This is a genomic window from Sodalis praecaptivus, assembly GCF_000517425.1.
Classification (GTDB): Bacteria; Pseudomonadota; Gammaproteobacteria; order Enterobacterales; family Enterobacteriaceae; genus Sodalis_A; species Sodalis_A praecaptivus.
Window position 1 is genome coordinate 3,876,071 of sequence record NZ_CP006569.1, and the last position, 17,745, is coordinate 3,893,815.

The 17,745-nt window shown below is 59.3% G+C and carries 15 protein-coding genes; 8 read left to right on the top strand and 7 right to left on the bottom strand.

The genetic code is table 11. The annotated features are described in order from the left end of the window. Nucleotides 1-32: 32 nt before the first annotated feature. Nucleotides 33-686 (top strand): bifunctional tRNA pseudouridine(32) synthase/23S rRNA pseudouridine(746) synthase RluA, encoded by a 654-nt coding sequence (rluA, locus tag SANT_RS17255; RefSeq protein ID WP_025423506.1) that lies wholly within the window; start codon nucleotides 33-35, stop codon nucleotides 684-686. A 129-nt stretch (nucleotides 687-815) separates the two neighbouring features. On the opposite strand, the gene djlA is transcribed toward rluA, so the two are convergent. Further along, nucleotides 816-1,640 carry a co-chaperone DjlA gene (djlA, locus tag SANT_RS17260; protein WP_025423507.1) on the bottom strand — a complete coding sequence of 275 codons (825 nt, stop codon included), beginning with the start codon at nucleotides 1,638-1,640 and terminating at the stop codon, nucleotides 816-818. Between the two features lie 183 nt (nucleotides 1,641-1,823). Here djlA and lptD point away from each other — a divergent pair, with 183 nt between their 5' ends. The 6 genes from lptD (at nucleotide 1,824) to apaH (ending at nucleotide 8,562) form a co-directional block, all read left to right on the top strand. Continuing rightward, a complete protein-coding gene (lptD, locus tag SANT_RS17265) occupies nucleotides 1,824-4,166 on the top strand; it encodes an LPS assembly protein LptD (protein WP_025423508.1) in 2,343 nt (780 codons plus the stop codon). Between the two features lie 65 nt (nucleotides 4,167-4,231). Further along, nucleotides 4,232-5,527 carry a peptidylprolyl isomerase SurA gene (surA, locus tag SANT_RS17270; protein ID WP_025423509.1) on the top strand — a complete coding sequence of 432 codons (1,296 nt, stop codon included), beginning with the start codon at nucleotides 4,232-4,234 and terminating at the stop codon, nucleotides 5,525-5,527. Further along, entirely contained in the window at nucleotides 5,517-6,509 is a 993-nt protein-coding gene (gene pdxA, locus SANT_RS17275; protein WP_025423510.1) for a 4-hydroxythreonine-4-phosphate dehydrogenase PdxA, read from the top strand. The genes surA and pdxA overlap by 11 nt, the downstream gene beginning before the upstream one ends. Further along, the gene (gene rsmA, locus SANT_RS17280; protein ID WP_025423511.1) at nucleotides 6,502-7,320 is read left to right on the top strand and encodes a 16S rRNA (adenine(1518)-N(6)/adenine(1519)-N(6))-dimethyltransferase RsmA; all 819 of its coding nucleotides are present in this window, start codon (nucleotides 6,502-6,504) and stop codon (nucleotides 7,318-7,320) included. The genes pdxA and rsmA overlap by 8 nt, the downstream gene beginning before the upstream one ends. 13 nt (nucleotides 7,321-7,333) lie before the next feature. Beyond that, complete coding sequence (gene apaG, locus SANT_RS17285; RefSeq protein WP_025423512.1) at nucleotides 7,334-7,711, top strand: Co2+/Mg2+ efflux protein ApaG; 378 nt, start codon at nucleotides 7,334-7,336, stop codon at nucleotides 7,709-7,711. Between the two features lie 2 nt (nucleotides 7,712-7,713). Further along, nucleotides 7,714-8,562, top strand: coding sequence for a bis(5'-nucleosyl)-tetraphosphatase (symmetrical) ApaH (gene apaH, locus SANT_RS17290; protein WP_025423513.1), 849 nt, complete (start codon nucleotides 7,714-7,716; stop codon nucleotides 8,560-8,562). Between the two features lie 223 nt (nucleotides 8,563-8,785). On the opposite strand, the gene folA is transcribed toward apaH, so the two are convergent. The 4 genes from folA to dapB form a co-directional block, all read right to left on the bottom strand. Beyond that, nucleotides 8,786-9,271 carry a type 3 dihydrofolate reductase gene (gene folA / locus SANT_RS17295; RefSeq protein WP_025423514.1) on the bottom strand — a complete coding sequence of 162 codons (486 nt, stop codon included), beginning with the start codon at nucleotides 9,269-9,271 and terminating at the stop codon, nucleotides 8,786-8,788. Nucleotides 9,272-9,472: 201 nt separating this feature from the next. Next, nucleotides 9,473-12,697 carry a carbamoyl-phosphate synthase large subunit gene (gene carB / locus SANT_RS17300; protein WP_025423515.1) on the bottom strand — a complete coding sequence of 1,075 codons (3,225 nt, stop codon included), beginning with the start codon at nucleotides 12,695-12,697 and terminating at the stop codon, nucleotides 9,473-9,475. A 1-nt stretch (nucleotide 12,698) separates the two neighbouring features. Beyond that, on the bottom strand, nucleotides 12,699-13,853 hold the full coding sequence (gene carA, locus SANT_RS17305) for a glutamine-hydrolyzing carbamoyl-phosphate synthase small subunit (protein WP_200867309.1): 1,155 nt from the start codon (nucleotides 13,851-13,853) through the stop codon (nucleotides 12,699-12,701). A gap of 468 nt (nucleotides 13,854-14,321) precedes the next feature. Continuing rightward, entirely contained in the window at nucleotides 14,322-15,143 is an 822-nt protein-coding gene (dapB, locus tag SANT_RS17315) for a 4-hydroxy-tetrahydrodipicolinate reductase (RefSeq protein WP_025423518.1), read from the bottom strand. Nucleotides 15,144-15,402: 259 nt separating this feature from the next. On the opposite strand from dapB, the gene SANT_RS17320 reads away from it, so the two are divergent. Further along, nucleotides 15,403-16,281, top strand: a complete 879-nt coding sequence (locus SANT_RS17320; protein ID WP_025423519.1) for an SMP-30/gluconolactonase/LRE family protein — start codon at nucleotides 15,403-15,405, stop codon at nucleotides 16,279-16,281. 59 nt (nucleotides 16,282-16,340) lie between these two features. Here SANT_RS17320 and ispH read toward each other — a convergent pair whose 3' ends face one another. Next, nucleotides 16,341-17,291: a 4-hydroxy-3-methylbut-2-enyl diphosphate reductase gene (gene ispH / locus SANT_RS17325; protein WP_025423520.1), complete on the bottom strand. Its 951-nt coding sequence runs from the start codon at nucleotides 17,289-17,291 to the stop codon at nucleotides 16,341-16,343. Continuing rightward, nucleotides 17,272-17,745 carry an FKBP-type peptidyl-prolyl cis-trans isomerase gene (gene fkpB / locus SANT_RS17330; protein WP_025423521.1) on the bottom strand — a complete coding sequence of 158 codons (474 nt, stop codon included), beginning with the start codon at nucleotides 17,743-17,745 and terminating at the stop codon, nucleotides 17,272-17,274. The genes ispH and fkpB overlap by 20 nt, the downstream gene beginning before the upstream one ends.

Genomic DNA, 17,745 nt, shown 5'->3' on the forward strand with positions numbered 1-17,745 from the left:
GCGGTCACGCCGCCGGGTTCACCTGGAGCCGTATGGAACCTTATCATCCCCCGCAAACGCCCTGGCTGCATATCCTGTACCAGGATGCGCATATCATGGCGGTCAATAAGCCGAGCGGATTATTGTCGGTGCCCGGGCGGGCGCTGGAGCACAAAGACAGCGTCATGACGCGGATACAGGCGGATTTCCCGCAGGCAGAATCGGTGCATCGTCTGGATATGGCCACCAGCGGCGTGCTGGTGGTGGCGCTGACCAAGGCCGCGGAGCGCGAACTGAAACGCCAGTTTCGCGAGCGCGAGCCGCGCAAAACCTATATCGCCCGGGTGTGGGGGCATCCCGCGCGCGATGAAGGCGACGTCGATTTGCCGCTTATCTGCGACTGGCCGAACCGGCCGCGGCAAAAGGTCTGCTTTGACACCGGTAAAGCGGCGCTGACCCACTATGAGGTGCTATCCCGCGATCTCGATCATAGCGCCCGCGTGCGGCTGACGCCGCTGACCGGCCGCTCGCATCAGCTGCGGGTGCATATGCAGTCCCTCGGCCATCCCATCCTGGGCGACGGGTTTTACGCTACGCCTGCGGCCAAAGCCATGGCGCCGCGGCTATTGCTTCACGCCCAAACCCTGGCCATCACCCATCCCCATTACGGCTCGCCGATTCATTTCCATTGCGAAGCGGATTTCTAAACTAACCGCCGCGCTGGCTTTGCCGCTGCGGCGAGCGCGCGGCACGACATACCGAGCCTCGGCGTGTCATGCCCCGCCCACCCGGGCGCGGCCTGCGCCCGGCGGTTAGCCCTGGGCGGCATTTACCGCTTAGCGAAAGCCCTTTTCCCGCTTTAAGAGATCATAGGCCTGCTGGATCGCTTGCGTTTTCTGTTTGGCCATTTCCATCATTTCCGGCGGCAGCCCTTTCGCCACCAGCTTGTCGGGATGATGCTCGCTCATCAGCTTGCGGTAGGCGCGCTTAATCGTCGGGCCATCGTCCTGGGGACTGACGCCGAGCACTTTGCAGGCATCCTCCAGCGTCGGTCCCTGCGCCCGCCCCGGCTGGCGGTAGCTGCCCTGGTAAGACTCATGCTGACCGCCGAACTGCGCGCCGCCCTCCATCATGCTGAGGAACTGATCAAACTGGCCGCGGCTGATGCCCAGCTCTTCGGCGATGACGTACAGCACCTGCCGCTCGTTGGGGTGCAGCGAACCATCCGCGAAGGCCGCTTGGATTTGAATTTCCAAAAACATGCGGATAAGATCGAAGCGGCCAAAGCAGACCTGGCGAAACTCGCGCAGCCGGCCGCGCAGCGGGAAATCGCTATCTTTCCCTTCGCGGAACGCCTCCTGTGCGGCGCTTTTTAGCGCATCATTCAGCTGCATCCGCGTCATCAACCGATTGGCGTTGACAATGTCCGCCTCGGTGACCCGCCCTTTGGACTTGGTCAAATGGCCCATCACCTGGAAAGTGGTGCGGAAAAAAACGTTTTGCCGGGTTTGTTGATCGGAAAAATAGCCGGGACCGGTCACGCGGGCGCCCCGCGCCTTATCCACCATATGGCCAATCAGCAGGCCCAATACGATGGCCCAAAAACCGCCGCCCGACCAAATCGCCACAATAACGCCCAACAGCTTACCCCAATAACGCATATACTCCTCAATTCATCATGCCGTCGGTACAAAATTGCTTTATCATACCTGTCATTTAACGCTAAGCCTAACGGTGCGCGGCGAAACGGCAGGATTTAACACTGGCGCAACGCTAATGAGTGATATAGTCTCTGACCGTTTGCCGCGATAAGCCCTGGATGACGGAACACCTGAAAAACGCTTATGAAAAAACGTTTACCCACACTGCTGGCCAGCCTTATCGGGTCCGCTCTCTGTAGCCAGCAGGCGCTGGCCGATCTGGCGGATCAATGCCTGTTAGGCGTGCCGGCCTATACCAAACCTCTTGTCAATGGCGACCCCAACGCGCTGCCGGTACATATACAGGCCGATAAAGCCGCGGCGAATTATCCCGAACATGCGCTATTTAGCGGCAACGTGGATATTGAACAAGGCAACAGCACGCTCACCGCCGATGAAGTGCAGCTCACGCAGCGTCAGGAGCAAAACCAGGCGCCGCTGCGTACCGTTACCGCCACCGGCAATGTCAATTATGCCAGCAATGAGATCAAACTGCAGGGCCCCAAAGCCTGGTCTAATCTCAACACCAAAGATACCGACGTCTATCAGGGTAATTACCAGATGGTGGGCCGGCAGGGCCGCGGCGACGCCGATACCATGAAACAGCGCGGCGATAACCGCTACACGGTATTGGAAAACGGCAGTTTTACCTCCTGCCTGCCGGGGGACGACAGCTGGAGCGTGGTCGGTTCGGAGGTCATCCACGACCGCGAGGAGCAAGTCGCCGAGATTTGGAACGCGCGCTTTAAAATCGGTAAGGTGCCGGTCTTCTACAGTCCGTATTTGCAAATGCCGGTGGGCGACAAGCGCCGCTCCGGTTTCCTTATCCCCAATGCAAAATACGGCAGTAACAACGGCTTCGAGTTCAGCGCGCCCTACTACCTGAACCTGGCGCCCAACTACGACGCCACTATCACGCCGAATTACATGAGTAAACGCGGCACCCAGATCCAGACCGAGTTCCGCTACCTGACGACCCCGGGCGAAGGGCTGGTGGAATTCGACTGGCTGCCCAACGATCGCGTTTACAGCAGCGAACACGCCAGCGATGGCGATAGCGACCGCTGGCTGCTCTATTGGCATCATAACGGCGTCATGGATCAGGTGTGGCGTTTCAACGTCGACTACACCAAAGTCAGCGACTCCAACTATTTCGACGATCTGGATTCCAAGTACGGCAGTACCACCGACGGCTACGCCACGCAAAAATTCAGCTTCGGCTATGCCGATGAAAACTGGGATTCCGCCCTGTCGTACAAGCAGTTCCAGGTGTTTGACACCAATAGCAGCGACGCTTACCGCGCCGCGCCCCAGTTCGACTTGACCTACTATAAAAACGACATCGGTCCCTTTGACCTCAAGGTATTCAGCCAGGCGGCCAAATTTACCAACGTCAACAACGATTATCCCGAAGCCACCCGGCTGCATATCGAGCCCACGCTCAACCTGCCGCTGGCCAACCGCTGGGGCAGTCTGAATACCGAAGCCAAGCTGATGGCCACACACTATCAGCAGGAAAATATCGATTATTACAACGAGAATACCACTACCGGCCGTCACCTGAAGGGCTCGGTCAACCGGGTTTTGCCGCAGTTTAAAACCGACGGCAAGATGGTGTTCGAGCGCGATATGGATTACGCGCCCGATTACACCCAGACGCTGGAGCCGCGGCTGCAATACCTGTATGTGCCCTATCGCAATCAGAACGATATCGGCGTTTACGACTCCACTATCCTGCAAACCGACTACTCCGGCCTGTTCCGCGATCGCACCTACAGCGGCCTCGACCGTATTTCGTCCGCCAACCAACTGGCGGGCGGCGTGACCACCCGAATTTATGACGATCAGCGCGTGGAACGATTTAACGCCTCCGTGGGTCAAATCTACTACTTCTCGCGGCCCCGTACCGGTGATATCACCGGTACCTGGGATAATTATGATAATACCGGCAGCGTGGTTTGGGCGGGAGATAGCTACTGGCGTATCAGCAATCAGTGGGGGGTCCGAGGCGGCCTGCAGTATGACTCCCGTCTGAACAGCGTTGCGCTGGGCGATGCGGTGCTGGAGTACCGGCGCGACGAGAATCGCATCCTACAGCTGAACTACCGTTACGCCAGCCCGCAATATATTGAGCAGATGCTGTCCGACATTAGCCATCCCGGCTATCAACAGGGCATTTCGCAGGTGGGGGTCACCGGCAGTTGGCCACTGGTTGACCGCTGGTCGCTGGTCGGCGCGTATTATTACGATACCAAGGCCAACCAGCCGGCGGATCAGTTGGTCGGCCTGCAATACAACACCTGCTGCTGGGCTATCAATGTGGGCTATGAGCGGAAGATCACCGGTTGGAACAATACCGACAGTTCCAGCCAGTACGACAACAAAGTGTCGTTTAATATTGAACTGCGCGGTTTGAGCAGCAATTATGGCCTGGGTACGGATAAGATGCTGGGATCCGGCATTCTCCCCTATCAGCGGGCGTTTTAATGCTGCAGTCTCGACGCAAACATTGAACTTAATCCGCATATGCGGCTGATATATATGGAAAAGTTATGAAAAACTGGAGAACATTTATCCTCGGCCTCGCCCTGTGCGCCCAAGGCGCCCTCGCCGCCCCGCAGGTCGTGGATAAAGTTGCCGCCGTAGTGGACAACGGCGTCGTCCTGGAAAGTGATGTGAACAGCATGCTGACCACGGTGAAACGCGGCGCGCAGGAAGCCAATCAACAACTGCCGGACGACGCGACGCTGCGCCGCCAGATCCTCGACCGGCTGATTATGGATAACATTATTTTGCAACTGGCGCAGCGCGCCAACATCACCATCAGCGACGAGCAGCTGGATCAGGCCATCGGCAATATCGCCGCCCAGAACCATATGACCCTCGATCAGCTGCGCAGCCGCCTGGCCTATGACGGCATGGACTACAACACCTACCGGGCGCAAATCCGCAAAGAGATGCTGATTGCCGAAGTGCGCAACGGCGAAGTTCGTCGCCGCGTGACTATTTTGCCGCAGGAAGTGGAGTCGCTGGCGCAGCAGATCGCCGCCCAAACCGGCAACGGCGCGGAATTTAATCTCAGCCATATTCTGATTCCGCTGCCGGAAAACCCGAGCCAGGATCAGGTGGATAAAGCGGAAGCGCTGGCCAATTCGTTAGTCGAGCAGAGCAAGAGCGGCGCGGACTTTGGCAAGTTGGCAATCACTTACTCCGCTGACCCGCAGGCGCTGAAAGGCGGTCAAATGGGCTGGGGGAAACTTGAAGAGCTGCCGTCGCTGTTCGCGGCGCGCTTGCAGGGCGCTCAGAAGGGCAGCATTGTCGGCCCGATCCGCTCCGGCGTCGGTTTTCATATCCTGAAAGTCAACGACATTCGCGGCGGCGACCAGAAAGTGGCGGTGACCGAAGTACATGCGCGCCACATTCTTTTACGCACCTCGGTGGTGATGACCGATCAGCAGGCTCGCGCCAAGCTTGAGGATATCGCGGCGCAAATCAAGAGCGGTCGCCTCAGCTTTAGCGCCGCCGCTAAACAGCTGTCGGAGGATCCGGGTTCCGCCAATCAGGGTGGCGATCTGGGCTGGAGCTCCGCCGATGCCTTCGACCCGGCCTTCCGCGATGCGCTGATGCACCTGAAGAAAGGGGAAATCAGCACGCCGGTGCATTCGTCCTTCGGCTGGCATTTGATTCAGCTTATCGACACCCGTCAGGTGGACCGCACCGACGCCGCCCAGAAAGACCGCGCCTATCGCCTGCTGTTCAACCGTAAGTTCGCCGAAGAGGCGCAAACCTGGATGCAGGAGCAGCGCGCGTCCGCCTATGTGAAAATTATCGACAACAATGGGCAATAACCAACGCATTGTCATCACTCCCGGCGAACCCGCCGGGATAGGTCCCGATCTCGTCGCCCTACTGGCTCAGCAGGCGTGGCCGGTCGAGCTGGTGATCTGCGCCGATCCGGCGCTGTTAACGGCGCGGGCGCGGCAGCTCAACCTGCCGCTGCGGCTGCACCCCTACCGTCCCGAAGAGCCGGCTACGCCGCGCCAGGCTGGGGAGCTGACGGTGCTAGCCATCGAGGCGCCGGCGCCGGTCACTGCCGGTGAACTCAATGCCGCCAATAGCCATTATGTGATAGCGACCCTGGCCCGCGCCTGCGACGGCTGCCTCAGCGGCGAGTTCGCCGCGCTGCTCACCGGTCCGGTGCATAAGGGCATTATTAACGACGGCGGCCTGCCGTTTAGCGGCCATACCGAATATTTCGCCGAACGCAGCGGCCGCGATCGCGTCGTTATGATGTTGGCCACCGCGTCGCTGCGCGTCGCGCTCGCCACCACCCACTTGCCGCTGCTGGCGGTTCCGGGCGCCATCACCCGCCAGTCCCTGGATGAAGTCATTACGATTTTGGTCCAGGATCTCAAGCGGCAATTCGGTATCGCCGAGCCGTGCATCTATGTCTGCGGGCTTAATCCCCACGCCGGCGAAGGCGGCCATATGGGCCGGGAAGAAATCGAAGTGATCACGCCTGCCCTGGATACGCTGCGCGCCAAAGGGTATAATCTGGTCGGTCCGTTGCCTGCCGATACCCTATTTCAACCGAAATATTTACAGCAGGCGGATGCGGTGCTGGCGATGTATCACGATCAGGGTCTGCCGGTGCTGAAATATCAGGGATTCGGCCGGGCGGTCAATATCACGCTGGGGCTCCCCTTCATTCGTACCTCCGTCGATCACGGCACCGCCCTGGAGCTGGCCGGGTCGGGACAGGCGGAGGCCGGCAGTATCAAAACGGCGCTTAATCTCGCCATCGACATGATAAAACATCGTAATGAATAACCGCGTTCATCAGGGGCATCTGGCGCGCAAGCGTTTCGGCCAGAACTTTCTGCACGATAGCTCAATTATTGATGCTATTGTTGCCGCCATTCATCCCGAGCCCGGCCAAGCCATAGTGGAAATCGGCCCCGGCCTGGGCGCCCTGACCGAGCCAGTGGCGGAGCGCATCGACGCCATGACCGTTATCGAGCTTGACCGTGATTTGGCCGCCCGCCTGGCCAGCCATCCTTTCTTGCAGTCCAAGCTCAACATCGTGCAGCAGGACGCGATGACGGTGGATTTCGCCGCGCTGTCCGCCGAACGGGGCCAGCCGCTGCGGGTGTTCGGCAATCTGCCCTACAACATTTCCACGCCGCTTATGTTCCACCTTTTCAGCTATACTCATGCCATTCGCGATATGCACTTTATGCTGCAAAAAGAGGTGGTCAACCGGCTGGTGGCGGGCCCGAACAGCAAGGCCTACGGCCGGTTGAGCGTGATGGCGCAGTACTACTGCAACATCATCCCGGTGCTGGAAGTGCCGCCGACCTCGTTCCGCCCGGCGCCGAAAGTGGATTCGGCGGTGGTGCGGCTGGTGCCCTATGCTACGCTACCGTTCCCGGTCCGCGATTTGAGTAAACTGGCCACGTTGACCAGCCTGGCGTTCAACCAGCGCCGCAAGACGCTGCGCAACAGTCTGGGCAACCTTTTCAGTGCGCAACAGTTGGCGGAACAGGGTATCGACGCGACGCTGCGCGCGGAAAATTTAAGCGTTGAGCATTACTGCCGGTTGGCTAACGTGCTGGCGGAGCGCCCCGTTTCACAGGACTAACAGGAGTGCTTTGATGATAAACTCGCCCCGTGTCTGCGTTCAGGTTCAGAGCATGTACATAGAGACCCAGTCTCAGCCGGAAAAGGATCGTTACGTTTTCGCCTATACCATCACGCTGCGCAATTTGGGACGGCACCCCGTGCAGCTGATGGGGCGTTACTGGCTTATCACCAACGCCAACGGCCAGGAGATCGAGGTCCAGGGCGAAGGCGTGGTGGGCGAGAAGCCGCGCATCCTTCCCGGCGGCGAGTTTCAATATACCAGCGGTGCGGTGTTGGAAACCCCGCTCGGCACCATGCAGGGCCATTACGATATGGTCGATGATCAGGGCGAAGGGTTTCACGTTGCGATCCCCGTCTTCCGCCTGGCGATCCCTTCTCTAATAAACTAACTATGTCGACTTATTTAATCGGTGATATTCACGGCTGCTTCGATGAGCTGAAAATCCTATTGGCGCAGGTTGAGTTCAATCCGGCGCTGGACACCCTGTGGCTGACCGGCGATCTGGTCGCGCGCGGCCCCGGTTCGCTAGAGGTGCTGCGTCTGGTGCGCAGTTTGGGCGATAGCGTACGTATGGTGCTGGGCAATCACGATCTGCATTTACTGGCGGTCTATGCCGGTATCAGCCGCAATAAGCCGAAAGATCGCATCACACCGCTGCTGGAAGCGCCGGACGCCGATGAATTAATCAACTGGCTGCGCCGCCAGCCGGTGCTACAGGTGGATGAGGAGAAAAAATTGGTGATGGCCCACGCCGGCATCACGCCGCAGTGGGATCTCGCGACGGCGCGCCAGTGCGCACGGGAAGTAGAGGCGGTGCTCAGCAGCGACAGCTATCCGCTGTTCCTCGACGCCATGTACGGCGATATGCCGAACAACTGGAGCCCGGAGCTGAGCGGTCTGGCGCGTTTGCGGTTCAGTACCAACGTGTTCACCCGCATGCGCTACTGCTTTCCCAACGGCCAGCTGGAAATGAACTGCAAGGATATACCGGAGAAAGCGCCGGCGCCGCTGCGGCCCTGGTTTGCGCTGCCGGGGCCGGTGCCCGAATGCTATAGCATCATTTTCGGCCACTGGGCTTCGCTAATGGGGCAGGGAACACCGGCGAATATCTACGGGCTCGACACCGGCTGCTGTTGGGGCGGCGAACTGACTCTACTGCGCTGGGAGGATAAAACCTTTACCCGCGTGCCCTCCAACCGGCAAAACGAGACCGGCATCGAAAATCCCATCAGCGCTTAAGGCCAACCCCGGCGGCCTGATGGATGTCTGGCCGTTAAACCCCGGCGCGGGCGACGCCACAAATCACGCATCAGCCGCGGCGCTACAGGTCGAGTCGCACGTCAGCCACGGCGCTACAGGTCGGGTCGCACGTCAGCCGCGGCGCTACAGGTCGGGTTGCGTATCAGCCGCGGCGCTACAGGTCGGGTCGCACGTCACGCGCGGCGTTCGGAGACAAGGCGCGTCAGCCGCGGCGCTCCAATACTTCAAAGCAGTAACTGTGGGTATTTTTCTCGTCGGCGTCATGGAATTCACTGAAGGTGGATTGCCATTCATCCGGCTCATAATCGGGAAACCAGGTATCGCCATCCACTTCCGCATCGATATGGGTCAGATAGAGCCGCCCGGCCTGCGGCAAAAAGCTCTCATAAACTTTCCCCCCGCCGATGACCATCACTTCTGCCACCGCACCCGCCGCGGTCAGCGCTTGCGCAGGCGTTGACACCCAGGTCACGTCGTCATTATCGCCGGGGTGGCTGCTCAGCACGATATTGTGTCTTCCCGGCAGCGGCTTACCGATGGACTCAAACGTCCGGCGCCCCATGATAACCGGTTTGTCGAGCGTGTTACGTTTAAACCAGGCCAGATCGGCGGAAAGATGCCAGGGCATGGCATTTTCCATCCCAATCACACGATCTACCGCCAGGGCGGCAATCAGGCTAATAATCATAAAACCCCTTACAGGCAACAAAATTGCTGACACTATACGGAAAGAGATCCAGGGCGTCGATAGCTGGCTTTGCAAGGCGTGACAAATTTCAGAAAGCACTTAAAAGCGCCGCGCCGACAGAAGGAAATCGGTTAAACCGGAGCGAAACAGCCATAAAAAAAGGATGCTTTCGCACCCTTTTAAACACCGTTACACGCGGATTTAGCCGATGATTTGCGCGTGCATTTCCTGCACGGAAATTACCTGGGCGGTGGCGTCGGCGTTGAGGGACATCGCGGTCGCGAACCCGCCGTTCAGCGTCGTGTCGTAATGGACTTTATACTGCAAGGCGCTGCGCCGGATGAGTTTGGAATCCTCAATCGCCTGGCGGCCGGCGGTGGTATTCACGATGTAGCTGTATTCGCCGTTTTTGATCCGGTCCTGAATATGCGGCCGACCCTCATGGACTTTATTCACCAGACGCGGATTGATACCGGCCTCGCCCAGGATCACCGCCGTGCCGTGGGTAGCGTCCAGCTCAAAGCCGTGTTTCAGCAGCTTGGCCGCCAAGTCTACCACCCGGTCTTTGTCGCCTTCACGCACCGACAGCAGCGCACGGCCGCTTTTCTTCATGCGCGACTGGCTGCCGAGCATCGCCTTGGCGAACGCTTCGGCGAAGGTCCGCCCCACGCCCATGACCTCGCCGGTGGAGCGCATCTCCGGCCCCAGAATCGGGTCCACGCCCGGGAATTTGTTAAACGGCAGCACCACCTCTTTCACCGAGTAGTAGGGGGGAATGACTTCGCGCGTCACTCCCTGCGCCACCAAGGATTTGCCGACCATTACCCGGGCGGCCACCTTCGCCAGGGCTACGCCGGTGGCCTTGGAAACAAACGGCACCGTGCGCGCGGCGCGGGGGTTGACCTCAATGAGGTACACCTCGTTATCCTTCACCGCGAACTGGACGTTCATCAGCCCCCTGACCTGCAGCTCAAACGCCAGTTTCTCCACCTGCTGGCGCATGACATCCTGAATTTCACGGCTCAGCGTATACGCCGGCAGCGAACAGGCCGAGTCGCCGGAGTGCACCCCGGCCTGCTCGATGTGCTCCATGATGCCGCCAATCAGCACGTTTTCGCCATCGCAAACCGCATCGACATCCACTTCTACCGCATCATCCAGGAAACGGTCAAGCAGCACCGGCGCATCATTGGACACGCTAACCGCGCTGTGGAAGTAGCGCAGCAGGTCCGTGTCGTCGTAAACAATTTCCATCGCCCTGCCGCCCAGGACATAAGAGGGGCGCACCACCAGCGGATAACCGATAGTGGCGGCTTTTTCCACCGCCAGGTCAATGGTGGTGACGGTGGCGTTGGCCGGCTGTTTCAGCCCCAAACGCTCAACCGCCTGCTGAAAACGCTCCCGATCTTCTGCCCGGTCGATGGCATCGGGGCTGGTGCCAATCACCGGCACGCCGGCGGCTTCCAGCGCGCGGGCCAGTTTCAGCGGCGTCTGGCCGCCGTACTGTACGATGACGCCCTTGGGCTTTTCGATACGCACGATTTCCAGCACGTCTTCCAGCGTCACCGGCTCGAAATAAAGACGATCCGAGGTGTCGTAATCGGTGGAAACCGTTTCGGGGTTACAGTTGACCATGATGGTCTCGTAACCGTCTTCCCGCAGCGCCAGCGAGGCGTGTACGCAGCAGTAGTCAAACTCGATGCCCTGGCCTATCCGGTTCGGGCCGCCGCCCAGCACCATGATTTTCTCGCGATCCTGATGAGGCTGGGATTCACACTCCTCATCGTAGGTCGAGTACATATAGGCGGTATCGGTGGCGAACTCGGCGGCGCAGGTATCCACCCGCTTATAGACCGGGTGCAGATTGTAGCTTTCGCGTAATTTGCGAATTTCCGCCTCCGCCACGCCCACCAGAGCGGCCAGCCGCGCATCGGCAAAGCCCTTGCGTTTCAACTGGCGCAGGTAATCGGCGCTAAGGGCGGTGACGCCTCGCTCCGCCACGTCGTTCTCCAGCTTGACCAGCTCCTCGATTTGCACCAGGAACCAGCGATCGATATTGGTCAGGTTGAACACACCGTCCACCGACATGCCGGCGCGGAAGGCGTCCGCCACATACCAGATACGCTCGCCGCCGGCATCCTTCAGCTCGCGCCGCAGGGTGGTCAACGCTTCAGGATCGTCGAGATTGACCTTGGGATCGAAGCCGCTGGCGCCCACTTCCAGCCCGCGCAGCGCTTTTTGCAGCGACTCTTGCTGGGTGCGGCCGATGGCCATGACTTCACCCACCGATTTCATCTGCGTGGTCAAACGGTCGTTGGTACCCGCGAATTTCTCGAAGTTAAAGCGCGGGATCTTGGTCACCACATAGTCGATGGACGGCTCGAAGGAGGCCGGCGTGCGGCCGCCGGTAATGTCGTTCATCAATTCATCGAGGGTATATCCCACCGCCAGCTTGGCGGCAACTTTGGCGATGGGGAAGCCGGTCGCCTTGGACGCCAGCGCGGAGGAGCGGGAAACGCGCGGGTTCATCTCGATAATGATAAGCCGGCCGGTTTTCGGATTGACCGAAAATTGGACGTTAGAGCCGCCGGTTTCCACACCGATTTCGCGCAATACCGCCATCGAGGCATTACGCATGATTTGGTACTCTTTATCGGTCAGAGTCTGCGCCGGCGCGACGGTTATCGAGTCACCGGTGTGGATACCCATCGGATCGACGTTCTCGATAGAACAGACGATGATGCAGTTATCTTTCTTATCGCGCACCACCTCCATCTCATACTCTTTCCAACCGATGAGAGACTCATCGATCAGCAGTTCGGTAGTGGGGGACAAATCCAGACCGCGCTCGCAAATCTCTTCAAACTCTTCGCGATTATAGGCAATGCCGCCGCCGGTGCCGCCCATGGTGAACGAGGGGCGGATAATGCAGGGGAAGCCGACATCCGCCGCCACCGCCAGCGCCTCGTCCATGGTATGGGCAATGCCGGAGCGCGCGGTTTCCAGGCCGATTTTTTTCATCGCCTTGTCGAAACGCTGGCGGTCTTCCGCCTTGTCGATCGCGTCAGCGGTGGCGCCGATCATCTCCACGCCGAACGCTTTCAGCACCCCTTCACGCTCGAGCTCCAGGGCGCAGTTGAGCGCCGTCTGGCCGCCCATGGTTGGCAACAGCGCATCCGGCCGCTCTTTTTCGATTATTTTGCGCACCACTTCCCAGTGAATAGGCTCGATATAGGTCGCATCGGCCATGTCGGGGTCGGTCATAATGGTGGCGGGGTTGGAGTTCACCAGCACCACGCGATAGCCCTCTTCGCGCAGGGCCTTGCACGCTTGCGCGCCGGAATAATCGAACTCGCACGCCTGGCCGATAACGATGGGGCCGGCGCCCAGGATCAGGATACTTTTTATATCGGTACGTTTTGGCATCTCAGGCTCCTGATACGTTAGGCTGTGAGCGATAAGCGTTGATGAGCTCGATAAAATGGTCGAACAGCGGTGCGGCGTCGTGCGGGCCGGGGCTGGCCTCGGGATGCCCCTGGAAACTGAACGCCGGTTTGTCGGTGCGGTGCAGGCCCTGAAGCGTGCCGTCAAACAGTGAGGTATGGGTGACCCGGAGCGTGGCGGGCAGCGTTTTTTCATCCACCGCGAAGCCGTGGTTCTGGGCGGTGATCATCACCCGATCGGCCGCCAAATCTTTTACCGGATGGTTGCCGCCGTGGTGACCGAATTTCATCTTTACCGTCTTGGCGCCGCTGGCCAGCGCCAGCAATTGATGGCCCAGGCAAATGCCGAACAGCGGAATATCGGTGGTGAGGAAGGTTTGGATGGCGGCGATCGCATAATCGCAGGGCGCCGGATCTCCCGGGCCGTTGGCCAGGAAAATGCCATCAGGGTTCATGGCCAGCACCGTTTCAGCCGGCGTCTGTGCCGGCACCACCGTCAAGCGGCAGCCCCGATCCACCAGCATGCGCATGATATTGCGCTTGATCCCGTAGTCATAAGCCACCACATGATAAGGCAGGTCGGTCGCCGGCGCGGGTAATCCCCCGTCCAGAGTCCAACTGCCCTGAGTCCAGCTGTATTGTTCGGTGGTACTCACCTCTTTCGCCAGGTCCATGCCGTTCAGGCCGGGGAATTCGCGGGCTTTGCGCAGCGCCAGTTGCGCATCCGGATTATCGCCGGCGATGATGCAGCCGTTTTGCGCCCCTTTTTCCCGCAGCAGACGCGTCAGCTTACGGGTATCGATATCGGCGATGCCGACAATATTCTGCTGCTTCAGATAATCCGAGAGCGACAGCGTATCGCGAAAGTTGCTGGCGATGAGGGGCAGGTCGCGGATCACCAGCGCCTGCGCCTGCACGCGGGGGGATTCGTTGTCTGCTTCATTGGTGCCGGCATTGCCGATATGGGGATAAGTGAGAGTAACGATTTGGCGAGAATAGGAAGGATCAGTGAGGATTTCTTGATAACCAGTGATTGACGTATTGAAAACCACTTCCCCCACCGCCGTGCCCTCTGCCCCAATGGCCCGACCGTGGAATTGGGTTCCGTCTTCCAGAACCAACAGCGCTGACTTTATCAAAACACCCTCCAAGGAATATTCAGTCATTATATTTGCATATTAATTCATTCAAACGGCATGAATCAATGCAAAAATCACCTGTAAGGTAGAATTTTGGCAAATTGGGCGCATTTTAAAGATGACCCTGTAGTTTGTCTACCCTAAAGGGATATTTTTTATCTGCTTTCGTCCGCTTTAGCGTAATGCGGGCATGAACAGCGTAAAAAAGAGGATAAAACAGCCCAGGAAAACGGTTGCCCGCTATTTTGATGGCGCCAGAGCGGCAAGCGGTGCTCTTCGGCGCCTTTTGGCGGCGGAAACCGCAGATGGCGCCGTATAATCCCCCGCTTAATGTTAAAAAAAGGGGGTTTTACGAGGGAATCAACTTAAATAGGCAAAAACCAGACCACTTAAGCAACACATCCATAATTATTTAATATAAACAATCAGTTAATAAGGTCATATGAAGAAAATAATTCAGAAGAAACCCTATAATTTGTCAAGACCAAGCACATTGACCATATCAAAAAGGCCCTTTTTCTGGCCCGAAAGCCAAACGGCGGCACGCACCGCTCCGCTGGCGAAAGTCATTCTGCTTGACGCTTTATGGGCGATCTCCAGGCGCTCGCCGACCTCGGCAAACATGGCGGTATGCTCACCCACGATGTCACCGGCCCGCACCGTGGCAAAGCCGATACTTTTCGCTTTGCGCTCGCCGGTATGGCCTTCACGGCTGTACACCGCGCAATCGGCAAGATCGCGCCCGAGGGCGCCGGCAATCGCTTCCCCCATGGCTAGCGCCGTGCCTGACGGGGCATCCACTTTGTGGCGATGATGCGCCTCGATAATTTCAATATCGGCCTCCTCCCCCATCACCTGCGCCGCTTTTTCCAGCAACTTAAGCATCAGATTGACCCCGACGCTGAAGTTGGCGGCGAAAACAATGCCCGTCTCTTGCGCCGCCGCGTGAATAGCCTCTTTCTGCGCATCGCTAAACCCCGTGGTGCCGATGACAATGCCTTTGCGATGCTGACGGCAAAACTCCAGGTACGCCAGGCTAGCGTCGGGTCGGGTAAAATCAATGAGGACATCAAAATCCTCTATTACCGCCGTGAGGTCGTCGCTTATCGTAACGCCGAGGGCGCCGATACCGGCCAGCTCACCGGCGTCCATCCCGCACAATCCCGAACCGTCGCGGCTTAACGCCGCGCCCAGCGCCGCCTGTTCCGACTGCGCCACCGCCTGGATTAGCTGGCGCCCCATCCGGCCACCCGCGCCGGCGACCGCGATGCGGATTGGTGTGTTGCTCATGGATCCTCTCACTTTTTTATCTTGTCGGTTATTCTCAGGTTAACCGTGCCGGCGCGCCGCCGCCAGCAGAAATCCGTGGTGATGATAAATTTGCGCTCGGCCGCGCAAAGGATGAGCTAGGCCGCTAGCCGACGACATTTTTTTTGCGCCACGCTGCGCAATTTGAATGTTTATTCATAGCCAATGCGCTTTTACGCTTTCCCCATCGCGTAAAGCCGCTACACTTAGCGCTTATCGGCAAGCCAAAGATGAGGTCAGGATGGAGACGCTTTTTAGCGGTCAAGTGCGTCCGGTGGGCGATTATCGCGCCGAGCTGGGGGAATCCCCGGTCTGGTGCAGCCAGAGTCGGTCCCTGTTGTGGGTCGATATTTTACAACGCCGGTTACTGCGCTATTGGCCGGAGCGGGATGCCATCGAGCAGCGCAGCCTCGCGCCGCTGTTCAGCGCCGCACTGCTGACCGAGCGTCGCGAACTGTTTTTACTGGTGAGCGACCAGGGTATCCTGCTTTATCACTGGGAGGATTGCCAGGCGCCGCCGGCGTTGCTCTGCCCCTACCCGCGGGACGCGGCCGGCACCCGCCCCAACGAGGCCGCCATCGCCCCTGATGGTTCCCTGTGGTTCAGCACCATGGACGTTAACGAAGCGGCGCCCCTCGGTGGCTGGTATCGGTTTGCCCCGGGCGATTCCCGGCCGGTCAAAATGGCCGGCGCCATGACCATTCCCAACACGCTCGCCTGGCATGAAGATCGCGTCTGGTTTGCCGACAGCGCCGAGCAGGTGTTTTTCTCAGCCAGCGGCCTGGGAATTCTGCCGCAGGAGATGCGCAGCCACGCCGCCGACGATATGACGCCCGACGGGTCGGCGCTCAGTCATGAGGGGGATTTGATTAACGCGCGCTTCGGCCACGGCTGTCTTAGCCGCTACCGTATCCGCCACGGTACGCTTACGCTCGCCGAGCATGTGCCGCTGCCGGTCACGCAGCCCAGCTGCTGCGCCTTTGGCGGCCCCGGAGGCACGACGCTGTTTATCACCTCGGCGCGTAAGCAGCTGGCGGCCCCCGGCGAGCTGGACGGCGCACTGCTGCAGGTCGCCACCGGCACCCGCGGGGCGCCAACCTACCGATTCCGGTTCGATTGACCCGCGGCTTGGGAGGGTTCGCCGTTACGAAAGCGTTGGGCAAGACGGCGAGGATGGCATTACTCCACCATCTTCACGTCGACCCGCAGCTCTTTCGGCACTTCAAAGACGATATTTTCCTCGCGGCCGATGAGCTCTTCAGCGTCTTCGGCGCCCAGCGAGCGCAGACGTTCGATCACCTGCTGCACCAGGATATCGGGCGCCGAGGCGCCGGCGGTAACGCCGATTGCCTGCGTGCCCTGCAGCCAGCTTTCCTGGATGTCGCCGGCGCTGTCAATCAGATAGGCCGGCTTGCCAACCCGCTGGGCCAGTTCCGCCAGCCGGTTGGAGTTGGAGGAGTTTTTCGAGCCGACCACCAGCACCACATCGGCATCGGCGGCCAGATTGCGCACCGCTTCCTGGCGGTTGGTGGTCGCGTAGCAAATATCGTCTTTGCGCGGCCCGATAATCGCGGGGAACCGCGCGCGCAGCGCGTCAATCACGTCAGAGGTATCATCCACCGATAGCGTGGTCTGGGTCATAAAGCACAGATTATCAACGTTTTTGACGTTAAGCCGCCAGACATCCTCCGGCGATTCGACCAGATACATCCCGCCGTCGGGGTTGTTGTATTGCCCCATGGTGCCTTCCACTTCGGGATGACCGGTATGGCCAATCAGAATGGCCTCGGTTCCCTTACGGCTGGCGCGGGCGACTTCCATATGCACTTTGGTCACCAGCGGGCAGGTAGCATCAAACACGGTCAAATCGCGGCTGCGCGCCTCTGCCCGCACCGCCTGGGAGACGCCGTGGGCGGAGAAAATCAGGATGGAGCCATCAGGCACTTCAGCGATTTGCTCGATGAAAATCGCGCCCCGCTGGCGCAGCGTGTCGACCACATAGCGGTTATGCACCACTTCATGGCGAACATAGATGGGCGCGCCATAGATTTCCAGCGCGCGCTCAACGATACTGATTGCCCGGTCAACGCCGGCGCAAAATCCGCGCGGATTAGCCAGCAGTATGCGCATCGGTCGCCTCCAGTTGCGGGTCTATTGCCAGTACTTCAATATCGAACCAGACCACTTTACCGGCGAGCGGATGATTAAAATCGACGGTGATAGAGTCGTCCGCCACGTCGCTTATCAGCCCCGGCATTTCGCTGCCGTTGATACCGGTAAACAGCATAATGGTACCCACGTCCGGCACGCCGGTCTCAATAAAATTGCGGCGCGAATAAAACTGAATGAGATCGGGATTGGACGGACCGAACGCCGACTCCGGCGCCAGGGAGAAGCTTTTCCGGTCCCCCGTCCGCAGGCCGAGCAGCGCCTGCTCCAACTCGGCGGACAGGCTGCCGTCCCCGAGCCGAAAAAGCGCCGGTTTGTTCTCGCGCCGGGTCGAATCGGCCAACTGCCCGTCCGCCAGTTTAAGATCAAAATGCAACAATACCGCGCTGTCCGGTTGTACGGCGTGATTGGTCAT